13 protein-coding genes are annotated in these 14,307 nt (G+C 51.4%); 5 read left to right on the forward strand and 8 right to left on the reverse strand.

Annotated elements, in window-relative coordinates:
• Nucleotides 1-28 precede the first annotated feature (28 nt).
• Genes ACR0KN_RS07235 through ACR0KN_RS07245 form a run of 3 tightly spaced genes read left to right on the forward strand, consistent with a single transcriptional unit; the run spans nucleotide 29 to nucleotide 4,845 of the window.
• Nucleotides 29-1,024, forward strand: coding sequence for an HlyD family secretion protein (locus tag ACR0KN_RS07235; RefSeq protein ID WP_480652456.1), 996 nt, complete (start codon nucleotides 29-31; stop codon nucleotides 1,022-1,024).
• Nucleotides 1,021-3,720 (forward strand): ribosome-associated ATPase/putative transporter RbbA, encoded by a 2,700-nt coding sequence (gene rbbA, locus ACR0KN_RS07240; protein ID WP_480652458.1) that lies wholly within the window; start codon nucleotides 1,021-1,023, stop codon nucleotides 3,718-3,720. Before ACR0KN_RS07235 ends, rbbA begins: the two co-directional genes overlap by 4 nt.
• A complete protein-coding gene (locus tag ACR0KN_RS07245) occupies nucleotides 3,721-4,845 on the forward strand; it encodes an ABC transporter permease (RefSeq protein WP_480652459.1) in 1,125 nt (374 codons plus the stop codon).
• Between the two features lie 338 nt (nucleotides 4,846-5,183).
• Here the strand turns inward: ACR0KN_RS07245 and ACR0KN_RS07250 are convergent, their stop codons facing one another.
• Together ACR0KN_RS07250 and ACR0KN_RS07255 are read right to left on the reverse strand one after the other, a co-directional pair.
• Nucleotides 5,184-5,804: a cysteine hydrolase family protein gene (locus ACR0KN_RS07250; protein WP_480652461.1), complete on the reverse strand. Its 621-nt coding sequence runs from the start codon at nucleotides 5,802-5,804 to the stop codon at nucleotides 5,184-5,186.
• 174 nt (nucleotides 5,805-5,978) lie between these two features.
• A complete protein-coding gene (locus ACR0KN_RS07255) occupies nucleotides 5,979-6,911 on the reverse strand; it encodes an SdiA-regulated domain-containing protein (RefSeq protein WP_480652463.1) in 933 nt (310 codons plus the stop codon).
• 182 nt (nucleotides 6,912-7,093) lie between these two features.
• Between ACR0KN_RS07255 and ACR0KN_RS07260 the strand changes: the two genes are divergently transcribed.
• A complete protein-coding gene (locus ACR0KN_RS07260; RefSeq protein WP_480652465.1) occupies nucleotides 7,094-7,852 on the forward strand; it encodes a DUF4956 domain-containing protein in 759 nt (252 codons plus the stop codon).
• On the opposite strand, the gene ACR0KN_RS07265 is transcribed toward ACR0KN_RS07260, so the two are convergent.
• The 6 genes from ACR0KN_RS07265 to ACR0KN_RS07290 form a co-directional block, all read right to left on the reverse strand.
• On the reverse strand, nucleotides 7,853-8,794 hold the full coding sequence (locus tag ACR0KN_RS07265; RefSeq protein WP_480652467.1) for a metallophosphoesterase family protein: 942 nt from the start codon (nucleotides 8,792-8,794) through the stop codon (nucleotides 7,853-7,855).
• A complete protein-coding gene (locus ACR0KN_RS07270) occupies nucleotides 8,784-10,217 on the reverse strand; it encodes a hypothetical protein (RefSeq protein WP_170547639.1) in 1,434 nt (477 codons plus the stop codon). The genes ACR0KN_RS07265 and ACR0KN_RS07270 overlap by 11 nt, the downstream gene beginning before the upstream one ends.
• Nucleotides 10,218-11,001: 784 nt before the next feature.
• Nucleotides 11,002-11,175 carry a hypothetical protein gene (locus ACR0KN_RS07275; RefSeq protein ID WP_157054209.1) on the reverse strand — a complete coding sequence of 58 codons (174 nt, stop codon included), beginning with the start codon at nucleotides 11,173-11,175 and terminating at the stop codon, nucleotides 11,002-11,004.
• A gap of 400 nt (nucleotides 11,176-11,575) precedes the next feature.
• Nucleotides 11,576-12,190, reverse strand: a complete 615-nt coding sequence (locus ACR0KN_RS07280) for a hypothetical protein (protein ID WP_480652469.1) — start codon at nucleotides 12,188-12,190, stop codon at nucleotides 11,576-11,578.
• Between the two features lie 55 nt (nucleotides 12,191-12,245).
• Entirely contained in the window at nucleotides 12,246-12,545 is a 300-nt protein-coding gene (locus tag ACR0KN_RS07285; protein WP_170547635.1) for a hypothetical protein, read from the reverse strand.
• A 363-nt stretch (nucleotides 12,546-12,908) separates the two neighbouring features.
• Nucleotides 12,909-13,208: a hypothetical protein gene (locus tag ACR0KN_RS07290; RefSeq protein WP_108862067.1), complete on the reverse strand. Its 300-nt coding sequence runs from the start codon at nucleotides 13,206-13,208 to the stop codon at nucleotides 12,909-12,911.
• 571 nt (nucleotides 13,209-13,779) lie between these two features.
• Between ACR0KN_RS07290 and ACR0KN_RS07295 the strand changes: the two genes are divergently transcribed.
• Complete coding sequence (locus ACR0KN_RS07295; protein ID WP_480652472.1) at nucleotides 13,780-14,295, forward strand: DUF805 domain-containing protein; 516 nt, start codon at nucleotides 13,780-13,782, stop codon at nucleotides 14,293-14,295.
• Nucleotides 14,296-14,307 lie beyond the last annotated feature (12 nt).

Here is a 14,307-nt window from a genome sequence, read left to right on the forward strand (position 1 = left end):
CCAGAAACCCTGTTTCAGGTGAAACGCTATGACCAAAAACCTATCGGTTTTTCTTTTTTTGGCTGGTTTAGTAATTGCTGGTGCGTTGCTGTATGTCGTTGTTGCCGAGGATGGCGATGAATTGCCGGTCGGATTTGTGCAAGGAAACGGGCGGGTTGAAGCGGAACAAGTCGAAATAGCACCAACTAATGCAGGTCGGGTTGCGAAGGTAACGGCAACAGAGGGCAGTATGGTTGCAGCCGGTCAAATCCTGGCCGAAATGGACATAGATGAGCTATCTGCCGCCCTGGACCGGGCTAAAGCCGAAGTAGCATTGGCAAATCAAACAAAGGCCGAAGCAGAAGCGCTCGTAGTGCAACGCCAAAGCGAGCAGCGCAGGGCTGAGCAAGAGCTTGATCGTGCCACGGCGTTGCTGGCAGGACAAAATATATCCGAAACTATTTTTGAAGATCGCGATACCACTCATAAGGTCGCTACAGCAGTATTGGGCGCAGCGAAAGCCCGAGTTGCAACCGCAGAAAGCCGTATTGCTGCCGCTGAGGCAGAAGTGCGCAGGATCAAGGCAAAGATTGAAGACAGCGCTCTAGTGGCACCTTTGCCCGGACGCGTGCTTTACCGGCTTGCAGAACCCGGAGAGGTCGTTGGCGCGGGCGAACCAATCCTAACTATTCTTGGCCTTGAGAATGTTTACATGGAAGTTTTTCTTCCGGCGCGTGAAGCCGGACTTTTGCCCATTGGAGCTGAGGCTCGCATCGTGCTCGACGCATTGCCGGAATATGCGATACCTGCGTACGTGAGCTTTGTTTCTCCCGAGGCACAATTCACCCCCAAACAGGTCGAGACCCTGGATGAGCGAGAGCAACTGGTTTTTCGCGTTCGCGTCCGCATCCCAATAGACTTGGTTGAAAGTCGGATTGAGCACGTCAAAACCGGTCTGCGCGGTGTCGCGGTGATCCGGCTTGACCCAACCGTTGCTTGGCCTGAGGCGCTTGAACAACGCATCCCAGAAGAGCTGTTCGAATGAGAGTAGAGGATGACGCCTGCGATATTCACATTTCAGGTGTTACGCACCGTTATCGCAAGCATGTTGCATTGGATTCTGTTTCGTTGGAACTGCCAGGCGGCCAGCTTGTTGGCTTTATCGGGCCGGATGGGGTGGGAAAGTCTACACTGCTTGGTTTGATCACCGGCGCAAAGAAACTGCAATCCGGCAATATCGACGTTTTAGGCGGCCCGATTGGCGATTCTGGCCATCGACACAGCGTTTGCCCAGCCATCGCTTTCATGCCGCAAGGGCTGGGTCGAAACCTGTATCCGGAGCTGTCTGTACGCGAGAACCTCGAGTTCTTCTCAGGTCTCTTTGCTCAAGGGCATTCAGAGCGGGACGAACGTATCGCAGCGCTATTGGCTGCGACAGGGCTTGCGCAGTTTGAAGACCGCTTGATGGGCAAGCTCTCGGGTGGGATGAAGCAAAAACTAGGTCTTTGCTGTGCGTTGATCCATGACCCCAAGCTTTTAGTTTTGGATGAGCCAACGACCGGGGTCGACCCGTTGTCGCGTCGGCAGTTCTGGGCTTTGATTGATGCAATCCGAGAAAAAAACCCTGAACTGTCGGTGTTAGTGTCGACGGCGTACATGGAAGAAGCCGACGGTTTTGACCGGATTGTCGCGATGGACGCGGGTCAAGTCATCTTTCATGGGAATCCCGCCGAATTGAAAGGCAGTGATGTCGACCTCGAAATTGCATATCGGCGTCTGAGAGCACGGGAGTTGCCTGTCGAACCAGCGGGGAAGAACAAAACGAATGGGCAAATCGAAGCAAGCCCAGTGATAGTTGCACGTGGACTTACACGACGCTTTGGTGATTTCACTGCTGTGGACAAGGTCGACTTCACAATCAATCGCGGAGAGATATTCGGGTTTCTCGGATCAAACGGTTGTGGCAAGTCCACGACAATGAAGATGCTGACTGGCTTGTTACCTTCAAGCTCAGGTGAAGCACTGTTATTTGGCAATCCTGTCGATGCGTATGATCGCAAAATGAGGCGTGAAATAGGCTACATGAGCCAGGCCTTTTCCTTGTATGGCGAGTTGTCGGTCCATCAGAACCTACAATTGCATGCGCGGATATTTGCAATTGCCGACCGAGAACAGCGTGTTTCGGAACTCACTGAGCGCTTTGGGCTCGAAGAGCACCGGCATACGTTGGCGACGGCACTGCCTCTAGGGATCAAACAGCGACTGTCGCTAGCCGTAGCAGTGATCCACCGTCCGCGGGTGCTAATACTCGACGAACCAACATCCGGTGTGGATCCAGAGGCACGCGATTCCTTCTGGGACTTGTTGATTGAGCTGTCGCGAAATGAGTCGGTAACGATCTTTGTGTCCACTCATTTCATGGGTGAGGCGGAACGCTGTGATCGCGTTTCGTTTATGCATGCTGGTAGAGTTCTAGCGGAAGGTACTCCGGCTGAACTGATCGCCGTTGAAGGGGCGGAAAACCTTGAAGACGCCTTCATTTCGATATTGGAAGCAGCAGAAAAACCAGTCTCTGTTGTCGCGCCAGAGGTCGGTTTTAGGGCCAGATCCCACGCCGGGGGAGGAGCGTTTTCTCGTGTATTGGCTTATGCGCGGCGCGAGACCGTTGAAGTAGCTCGTGACCCGGTGCGTCTGGCTTTCGCGTTTCTGGGTTCTGCTATTCTAATGTTGGTTTTTTGCTTTGGAATTACGCTGGATATCGATGAGCTTGAATTCGCGGTACTTGACCTTTCTCAGGGGCCGGAGAGTCGTGCTTATGCGGCTGAATTCGCCGGATCGTCCTACTTTAAAGCCACATCGCCGCTGCAAAGCGCCAGCGAAGGGCGCGACCGTCTAGTGTCAGGTGAGGTCTCTCTGGTTGTTGAGTTACCACCTGACTTTGACCGAAAGATGAGTACGGGTGAACCAACCCAGATACTTGCAACTGTAGACGGTGCTATCCCATTTAAGGGTGAGACGGTTGAAGGTTATGTTTCCGGATTGCACCAATCATTTCTCGCGGAATATGCCCTTAACAATGGCAAAAGCCAGATAGATATCGCCAGGATCGAACCTCGGTTTCGCTACAATCAGAGCTTTGAAAGTATCGCCGCGATGGCTCCGGCAATGCCTGCTATCTTACTGATTATGTTGCCAGCTGTTTTGACTGCCGTAAGCGTAGCAAGGGAACGAGAACTGGGGTCAGTTGTCAATTTCTACGTGACACCAACCACGCGGCTTGAATTTCTAGCCGGCAAACAAATTCCGTACATTTTGATCGCCTACGCAAATTTTCTGCTTTTGGCCGGAATGACCGTTTTTCTTTTCGGGGTGCCGCTAAAAGGAAATCCTTTCCCTTTGGCTGTTGGTGCCCTTCTCTACGTTTGGGCAACGACATCCTACGGGCTGTTGATCGCTACAATGACATCCAGTCAGGTGGCCGCGACATTTGCAACTGCCATCGCCTCAGTTGTCCCAACAATCCAGTTCTCAGGTCTGTTGCAACCTGTTTCAACGCTTGAAGGAGGCGCACAAGTGGTGGGCTCACTTTGGCCTTCCTCATATTTCCTACACCTAAACGTTGGTGCCTTCACTAAAGGTTTGGGTTGGGAGGCCCTTGCGCCGGACATTCTGGCCCTCGCCTGCTTCGGACCAGTTCTGACACTGATCGCAGCCGTATGTCTTCGGGCGCAGGAGAAGTGAATGCAGCGCTTCTACTGCATATTCTGGCTAGGTTTGAAGGAAGTGATGAGCCTGCGCCGTGATTGGGTGATGATGGCATTGTTGGTCTGGTCGTTCACGCTGGCCCCGATCATGGAAGCAACGGGAGTGGCAAGTTCTGTAAACAACGCCTCGATAGCGTTTGCGGATGAAGACGACTCGCCACTTTCTCGAGCACTTGCCACAGCGTTTTTCCCACCAGAGTTCCAACCGGTCGTCCAAATCGAACCCGGAAAAGGACCTGCGTACATGGATGCTGGGCGCTTTATTTTCGTTGTGGCTGTGCCCCCCGGATTCGAAAAGGATCTGCGCGCAGGGCGCCGTCCGGAGATTCAAGTTCTTATTGACGCAACCGCCATGGAACAGGCCGGTATTGGTGCAAACTACATCACCAGTATTTTGAGCGCTGAAATACATCGCTATGCAATTGGTATCGATCTAGTTGATGCTCCCTCAATCAGTGTCATTCTAAGAAGCGCCTTCAACCCAAATAGAGATACTGTACGTTTTGCTGGTATCGTTGCCTTGATTGGCCAGATCATGTGGCTCACAACTATTTTGACCGGAGCTGCGATGATCAGAGAACGAGAGCACGGGACTATTGAACATCTCCTTGCCATGCCGCTTGCTCCTTTTGACATTGCCATTGCCAAAATTTGGGCGAATGCAGCAGTGGTTTTGGTTGCCGCTGGTCTTTCACTAACCTTTGTGATGAAGGGTTCTTTGGGCATCAGTATCGCTGGAACCAAGATGTTGTTTTTGGTTGGCACGGCGTTGTTTCTTTTTACTGCGACGGCGCTTGGGGTGTTTCTGGCAACCATTGCACGCTCTATGGCGCAGTTCGCGCTTCTGGTCATGTTGATTGTGCTGCCAATGCTAATGCTGTCAGGTGGAGAGACCCCAATTGAAGGTCAGCCGGCGTGGTTGCAGGCAGGTACTTTGGTTTTGCCGTCACGCCATTACATGTCAGCAAGTCAGGCTATTGTTTTCAAAGGCGCTGGTATTGAGACTGTCTGGCCGGAATTCGTTTGGATGACTTTGTTGGGAATTGCTTTGTTACTAATGAGCCTACGGCTTTTTCGGCGTTCTCTTGCGCAGATCAGCTAACGCTCCAATCTGTTGGCTTTGACAGATTGGAGCGCTAGCTGATCTGCCTCTGAAGAAAGTTTGGATATCTGCTGGGCAGAAGTCAGGGCATCAGCGACTGTATGAGCGTTAGCAAAATATCTCTAGTCATGTTCGTACTATACGCGCCGACGGCTGGATTGCGATGCAATCGAGGTTTTCAAAGGCTATAGTCGCAAACTCAAAGGTTTGTAATGAATGTGTGGATACCTTCTGCATCAAATGGGCAAGTCCAAGGCCTTCAAGCGACAAAAATCTCCGCCCGTTTCTGCACCCAACAAACTATGCATCCCAACTGGCACTAACGTTTCGATTGCAATTTAGAGCGACGAGATGGCATTGATCACTGCTTCTCTGCTCTGAACAGCGCCGGTTTGTAGATACTCCATAGCTTTGAGAGCAGCTTCATGGGCTTGGAAAGATGACCCGCCAACGCAATCTTCTACAACGCGGCAGAAGTAGTCTGATTGGTGGCCATCGACGAATGTGTAGTGCACACAAACATCTGTCAGCCCGCCGCATAACAAAAGTGTGTCTACCTTTAAACCGCGCAGCAGGATTTCGAAATCGGTGCCAAAAAACGCAGAGTACCGTCGCTTCGGTACGATGTAGTCACCTTTGCGATATCCCATCTCATCTTTTGCAACTTCCGTTCTTGGATCACCTTCGAGACAGTGTATGTCTTCGTCACCATCCAGTTCACGGCCGAAGTCTATCCTATCGGGACGATGGACTTCTTGGATGAAAATGACTGGCACATTGTAATCATGTGCGGCATCAACCAAATCACGCGCAGCGATCATGCGCTCTTTGTAACCCGGCATGTTGTCGATGGAGCGTACTTCGCTGTCATCAATAAAAGTGCTCTTTTGAATGTCGATTACGATTAGGGCAGGTCTACCCTCGATCAGTTTCCTGGCTTGTTTGGTTTTAGTTGTCATGTTCGACCTCTAATTTGCCAGGTCGTCCTGAAAAAAACGCCCTTGCTTGGCCGGGTCGTCCCAGCGGGCAGATCAGTTTTACTAGATGTGCTAGTGAGTACGGTCAAGAGCGCGCTGCGTTGTTGTGGAATGAAAAGCATGTGTTCGCGCCGTAGAGAACTAGTAGGACAGTCCTCACAATTCCGGTTGCTCAAAAACATAAAGCCGCGATTTCTTGGCATCGTCTGTCAGGATATAGAGAAGCCCTCTGGTCTCATCGAGCGCGATCCCTTCGGGATGTTTAACTTCTTTTTGTTTTCCAGCTTCTGTGAACGTCAAACTGATAGACTTTACGGACTTGGACTCTGGATTGTAGACGAAGATCTGACGGCTTTTGTCACTCACAATCCAAAGAGAACGCGAGGACCCGGACCATGCCAGGCCGCTCAAATCCAGTTCATCATCATCTACACGCTCGGAGATAAAACCTGCATCGCGGGCTAAAGGAATGATCTCAATAATTTCGTCTAGCTCTGGCGATAACACCATTAACAACCTTGGTTGTCCCTCAATGCCAACGAAGACCCGCCCGGATTCCGGGTCAACGGCGATGCCTTCGGGTCCCTTGTTCAAAGGGTTGCCGACGAGTAATGCAGCGGCGGTCGGGTAACCTTTAAGAGATGCGAGAGGTATTGTCGTCAGTTGAATGGGGTCAGTTGGGTGAACGACTAGGATTGATCGGTCAGTTTCTTGAAGCACCAAAACAGACCCATCTTTTCGAGGTGCAACACCCTCCAAATCTGATCCTGCCAATGCTGGTAACTTGAAAGAGTTTCCTAATACCCCGTCGACTCCCAGTAGGTGCAGTTTAGGTTCGGCATCACTTACAGACCACAAAAAGCCTTCAGCGTTAGACATTGCCAAACCGGAAGGCTCTGAAAATCCCTCTGATTTGTCTGCCACCTTGAATTTATCGACCAGAACCAAACCAGCACTTTCAGCGTAGGCAAAATTGGTCCAAGGCAAGAAGGCTGCCGCAACCAAGCTGGCCGCAAAAGCGAGTCGTCTAAGTTTGCAGAAACACCGTGAAATTTCAGCTTTTGACGAAAACACTCTGTTTTCTGTCATTGGATTCTCTCGCGCTTGGACCACATTCCTGTATCAGCGTTCGTATCACAGTCCGGATACGATGTCCGAGGAATGCACTGTAATCTCTTTACCTGATCCCGCCTGTTGCGATTGAATTGAATAGGGCACGATGTGCCTTTGGTTAAGCGTAAGCCTTTGGCGTGAGCAGGAAGGAAGACAAGTTGAATACAACCCTCACATTTGTGACCGTGTTGTTGATGCTGCTGTTGCCAGGTGCTGCGGTGTCACAAGTCGACCCTGCGACGATGCTGGCCGGGGCTTCGGGGTCGGAAATAGTTATCGAACGCCGGTGGACGCAGTTTCGTGGCAAACAGGAACTGTATTTCTTTACTCTCGATGTGATCGTCACGATCATTCTGGCTGGCTTGATCGTCTATCATCCGGTGAGACGTAAAGCCCGTAGAAGCGTCCGCGACATAGTTATGCCAAGGCTTTTCTTCCTTTATGCGCTTATCGGCATGGCGGTTGGGTTCCTGGTAGTCCAGCACGGGTCAATGATCGGTTTTGTTATCTTTGGTATCGGCGCGTTGCTCAGGTTCCGCTCCAATCTGGATGATCCTGTCGATACAGTCGAAATGATAATCGTAACGGTTCTTGGTCTTGCGGTCGGTTTGGGCTTGCCGTTGATGGCCACTTTGGTGGCGATTGTGTGTTGGTGCTTCATTTGGCTGGGAGGGCGAAACAAGGGCGTGGAAGTTTCGCTCAAAGCTTCAGATGAAGAGCACTCATTGAAAGTCAGCGGTGCCATTGAAGCCATGGCCACAGAAGCTGGCTGGAAGCTGGTCAGAAAACACCACGTCCCCGGAAAATCTCGGGTTTCATTGCTTTTCATCACCTCGGGTGGACTTTCAGAAGCCCGGATAGAAGAGATGATAAACGATCTGGTTCCTGATAAAGTTGAGCTGAAACTCAACCTCTAGTCATTTCACAAGGTCTAAACGTTTCAACACAGCATTCGGGGATCTGATCTCATTTGGGAGCGACTTGAAGTTTACCGACCTTTCGAAATCGGGCCCTCGATATACTGCTATCCCAAACTCTCCGTTCGGCTGGAACGTAACATGAGTGAAGCTGTGAGGTGATCTGGCTTTTGCGCCGATAAGCCGTCGTGGACCACCTCCCAAACAAGCTTGGGAGACGTAAGCCACACCGTCTTTCCAACCGGGGTAAAAGGCATGATGGTGGCCTGACAGATGGAGAACGACCCCGCTTTCCAGATAGATTTTTTCAAGTGCTGGATCACCAATGATTTCGCGCTCTCGCTGGATCGCGAAGGGCCAAAGCGGGAGGTGACTGAAAGTGACAATCGGCTCTCCATTTGCACCCAGTTCCTCAAGTCGGTCCTGCTGGTCACCGGAAAGCGGCCCTAGTGTCGTAGCATCCAAAGACGCAAACGTGATGCCCTGCATCTCAAACGCGTAGAAGAACGGGTAGTCATCCGAAACCAGGAAGTCGACGTCTGGTTTTCTCGGTGTCCATTCCTCTGCGTATATTTTTCTTTCACGCTCGAACCCACGGTAGGCGGAGGCATCATGGTTTCCAGGCGTGACCGCAAATGGAATGCCGGCAGCCTCTAAGGGATCTGATACCGCCTCGTGAAACGCCTTCCACATCTCCCTGACCTGTTTGTCGGACAAGTTGGGAATGCGCTGTCCCGCAACCATATCTCCGGTCGAAATAACCAGATCTGGATCAATCTCGATTATCCGCTCAATCGCTTTGTCGACGCGGGCATCGTACTTTACCGAGCCGTAGCTGCCGTTCAGATCCGATGTGACGATCACATCCAATGCCGCCGCTTTGCAGGCGAGCAGAACGGTCCAAATGAACACCGTAACAATGACGGAACACCTATGGGTCATTACAGTCCACAGCCTCTACCTCGGTGCCGTTTCTCAAAAAGAATGCGACAGGATCCAAGTCGAACATCAAATCGCCATTTGAACAATTGCTCTGGAGAATGGACGTTGCCAGCGCAGTATTTTTGACAACTTGTGCAATCTGACTGTCTGACAACCCAAAGCTTTGCGATAGCCAGTCATAGACTGGGCCTTGGGATTGGAGGTCACTATTCAATGCAATCAAGCGCCGATACGTGCTTGGAGAGAAGTGGCGAATTTTCTCCAGCATTTGAGTAGATTTCGCGAAGTTGGCGTATTGGACACGCCCGCCAGCATCGTTGTCGTTTAGATTGCTGCGACGGATCAATAATGCGTCGTCGGGAACGTCTCCATCGTTTGGCTCATGGTGCTTGGCTTTCTTATGCTTCAGCTTTCCGTCTTCGACCCAATACCAATAGGGTGTGAAGTCTATGTTTCCTACACGGTCCTGCTGGCTGAAGATGAAGTCGAGTAGAACAATTTCGGTAAGTTCTTGCATCCAAAATGCCATCTGTTGGTCACTGACATCGGGGCCGAGATCCTTGTTGATGATCCGGTCTTTTCGGCCTTCTTTGACGCCCTCTGCAATGGCCTCTGAGATTGGTTTTGAAGACCGCAAAGCCAAAAAAGCTGGCGTTTCCTGAAAATCGAGGTTTTGGCCTTTCCCCCAACCAGATTTGCGGGTGCCGTTGATTTCCGAACCGTATCGATGCCCAGGACTATCAAGCAATACACCGTATATTTGCGTTCGATCTGCGGTGAATAGATCATCGGTCGGTTGGTATGAGTTCGGATCGGCGTCCGCAGCTGCAAAGACCCGCCAACCTTCATGGTTCATGCGCCCGCCATGAGAGCCACCAGAAATCGCAAGGCCAGGCTCTGCAACCTCGGAAAAATGCGCCTGGGCGTCCATGCTACGCCAAACGGCGACTGGAACTTTTACAGTCGCGTCGAAATATCTGGAGAAATGATAGTAAAGCAGCGACGAAGTGGAAAACGTTCCACTGGTGCCCTTTTGGTTCATGGTGGACTTGAATTTAGCGACCCTGTCCTTGGCCAGATCTTTCGCCGCCTTCCCCTCCTTGCAAGCGTTTCTCTCGAATTCAGAACGGTTCCCCGTGTAGGGTCCTTCCGAAATATCGTAGACTGCCATTCCTGGGCTGGTGCTCCAGGTTTTTGGGCAAATAGCAATTTCGGAGGCATAGAAATCGATCTCGCAATAGGCCGTTTCTTCCTCAAGATCGCTTTTCTTATACTCGCCCGCTGGAACTTTTTCGATCCGAATACAGCGTTCAGTAACGCCGTTGGGACTATCAAATGTCGTGGCTTCACCGAGAACATCGTCGTTCGCCCACAAGACAGTGGGTGCAATTAAAGCAAATGACCCCAGAAGATTGAACTTCATTTGGATAGTCCTCCCAATATCATTTGGGGCAAATCGCTGCCTGTTGCTCGTTGGAGATCTTCAATTTTGGGTCGACACTGAAGTTGGAAAATTTTGAGTCAATCCACTGGTCGCACCCGCCTGAACAAGGGGCTCCGTTTCGGGCATCATTCCAATATTCCTTGGCCCTTTCTTCTGTCCAACCGCAAAACTGAACGAGCGCCATCGCCGACAATGCACCTGAGGAATGAACGCCCCACATGCAGTGCACCAGAACAGGGCCCTTTCCAGGGTTTTTAATCACCTCGTGTATGGACGCCATGACAGCATCGGGTCGAGAGGATCTGGCGCTCTGATAGTCAAAGGATCCGTTTCCGCAGCTGGTGCGACCGTATTCAGTGTTTTTGCCGAAGTCGGCATAAAACCCGGTTGAAAACCCTTCGCCGCACAGAGTTTCGCGTTGACCTTCACTTAGGCCAGTTCGATCCTTGTCGCCGCCCTTGAAACCGGATCGATACAACACTCCGCTTAAGACTGGGCGAAAGAAAGCGACACCATCAATGCCTCCGTCACCACCCTTTGAAAGCATTTGACTGTTGCTTGGACCGCCATTTCGACTGGTCACGTCAGAATTCGCAGCGGTTGCCAGAACACCAATAAATATGAGGGTCGCCAAAAACCGCATACCAGCTCCTTCCTATTCTTGAACCCTTGATGGTCACACTCTTCCGACCTGATAATCTCTCGGAAGGACTGGTTCACGATAACCATTTCAAGTGGGCGATTAGCTTTCCGCTGTGAAACTTTAAATGGGCCACACCAGATTGATGATAACGACGACTACGAAGTAAGCTAGAACAACTTTCCAGTTCCATTGGTGCTTGTTTTCTTCATTGATCACGCCAGCGGATTTCAATGCCAGGTTAGTGATGATTAAGGCGACAACGATGACCGCCGCGTGTGCCAGGTCGAATTGCAAGTGTGAGCTCCTTCTTTTGGATTTGGGATTGATGAAAATTTGTCAGCAGTCACCTGATGGCAGCATAGCTACATCTGAGTACCTTCCCTCAGACGTCGTGATCCGAGCACATGCACCAGTATCTTTGTTAAACCAGTACGAGGTCAGCCCTTCGCTTCGGATGAGTTCAAATCCGAGACTTTGGATGCCCATTTCAGCTTGGCCCGCTCTTGCCCCTTCAAATGACGAAAGATCGCTAGAACTACCCACAGTTGGTGCACTTGCATCAACCGATCCGTCACTCTCGTCGCATGCTGCAAGCGCAGCAGTACACGCCGTGCCGATCACAAATAGGAACTTGGGTTTCATCTGTTTTTCCTAGCTTCTTTGGGAATACATTTCCGGGTTTCTGGTTGAACACCTATTCAATTCCGAAAATTACGTTGTAGTCGACGGAAGAGTTGCTGCGATTGATAACCTCCACAACATGATCACCAGATTGCCAAAGCTGCCCTCGATACTCCTTGTCCGCCGACATCAATGCCAACAGTTCAGAACCATCGGGGTTGCGAATAACGTAGTCCAAGGAGCCATTTCGCGGAGCAACGCGGACGTAAAGAAATTGTTCGTTTTTCGCACCAAGAACATATTGCTGCGACGCTCCGGGCGTGAGTTCACCAACGAGTTCTGCGCCAGTGGAACCAGGATCAAATTTGACACGCTGGCTACCAGTAGAACCTGCGGCACCTGCCATGGCTCCACCGCCATCATCCATCGCCTCGACAACCGACATCTCTCCAATGCTTCCATCCTTGTACGCAATGCAGCGCCAAAGTGTTCCACCTGCATCACGCAGCATGACGAGCGTACCAGCTTCCGAGAACTGAGAGCTTTCAATCGTTCCGGATTGACCGTCTGGTCCACCAACCTGCCGCAAATGGTCGATACAAGCGTCGTCGGCTTCTGACATTGCAAAAGCAGCTGTGCTCGCGATTGCGAACATGGGTGTGAGGAGCTTGAGTAAAACGAGTTTCATCAGATGGTTCCCTGTTGGCTTGTCCTTACTGTTTTGTTCCGTACAAAGCGGAACCTCATTTAGCTTCTCGTAACTTTGACAGAAACTCATCGCATGCCTGTGCGCTGCCGACGATCTCGCCTGTCGTTTCAATTCCTTGCAGAGATGCCATCTCGGAATTTACGCGATTGAGGATCTGATCCGCTTGCTCGGCGGTGATAAGGTTCTCGGCTTGTGCTCCTTTCAATGTGGTGCAGACACCGGCGGACAAGCCTGTCGCAACACCGACACCCACCGCGGCCCCGCCACCCAAGGTCATAGCCCCAACCACGCCAAGGATGAGCCCGATCACAATTCCCAAGATCACTTTTCCCATGTTTTCCTCCCTTTTGGTGAGACAGAGTTCCGCCTTCATTTCTGGTGTAAACTGCGAGCCCACCTGCAAATGAAAACCAGCGCCAAAATGTTGAGCACCGGTGCAATCGCCGCGAACCATGGCATGGCGGACTCCGAAACTAAGTCCGCTACAAGTATCCAAGGTAGTCCCAACGGCAGTAGGAACGCTCCGGACAAAGGGTCTCGTTCCTGTCCCAACCAGCCAAATGTGCCCGTCAAGAATGCAACCAACGCCAACAGGTAGAGGACCGAGAATACGATGATGGTGGTTCTACAAACCAAGTCGAGCCTCAGAAGACCAAGCCTGTGCTGCGCAGCCGATTTCAGCTACGCAGCAGACAGGTCACAATGCGCCTTCGTCGCCCAGGAACTCGATACCAGCTGTCGCGCCATCACTGTAAGCAATGCAATTCCAAGGAGCACGATCCTCGCCAACGCCGACTGTGACCTGTGTTCCCGCCTCGCTAAACGCGGATGAGAGCACCACGACTTGCGAATTGTTCGTCGTGTTGGCTACATCTCGCAAACACGCCTGCTGAGCTGGCGTGAGCTCGGCGGACGCGCTTGATGTACTCGTATCGTCGCAGGCCGCAAGCAGTGCGAAACATGTCGCGCCTACAATCATCACCATCTTGTTAGACATTTTTTTCTCCCTCTGGTTCCCTTGAAATTAGTGAAATTGGATGCGCTTGTTTGAAGCTCTCGCGTCTGTGCAGCCAATTGAACATACCTTGATCCTGTGACTACCTTTCCCAAAACTTACCGCGGTGGGCTTGGTCGGCGGGACGATATTTCGTTGACTATCGGGGCCGACATTAACGTGTGAAGGCCGAATGAAGTCACTGTCAAATGCTAGAGCAAACTCTGGAAAGAGGGCGAGTACGTTAAGTCTGAGCATCGCGTCCTCCCAGCGCTCAATCATTGTAAAGTGCTTTCCGACCGCCAGCACTCACTCCAGCGGCCGGAAGGGCCCGACAAATCGGGCGACAGCGACAACAACGGAGGTAAAAAAAGTTGTGTCAAATTCGCATGTTTGAATCTAATTTTTGATAAATCAACATTTTTTCCGCGCGTAAATTTTGCTACCTTTTTGAAAGATAGGTTTTTGGCGTTCAAACAAAAATAGAAGGCGGGAAAACCCAGAAGGGCGAAGGCGTGCTTTTGGGTCCGCGAGGCGTTCTGAGGCCGCACAGAAACTAAGAAAGGATTGAAAAATGGGATTTGGTGAAGCCGTTAAAACGTGTTTCTCGAAATACTTCCAGTTTTCCGGTCGGGCTATACGCTCAGAATACTGGTGGTTCTTCTTGTTTGTGGTTCTCGTGAGTACGGCTTTAGCTGTGCTGGATACGATCCTATTCGGGACCAACCCTGAAACGGCGCAGGGATCACGGGTTCTGTCCTCTGTTTTCCAACTGGCCGTTCTCATACCTATGCTGGCCGCCGGTTGGCGGAGGCTGCACGATACAGGACGACCTGGCTGGTACTTGCTATTGCCGATGGCGCTCAGCATTGTAACTCTTTTTGTTATGCTGGGTGGGGTGGCGTTCTTCTCGGTATTGGAGCAAGGGACCGAAAACCCCGATGCATTGCGAGGACCTGCGGCCGTCCTGGGCGTGACCGGCATTGTTGTTGTCTCAATTCTTCAATTGGTTCTGTCCATCCTGATGATCTGGTGGCTGACGCGACCTTCCCAAGAAGGCGCAAACGAATACGGCGCACCTGTTTCCTAACCTGGTTGCCGG

Source organism: Ruegeria sp. AP7 (genome assembly GCF_056539905.1).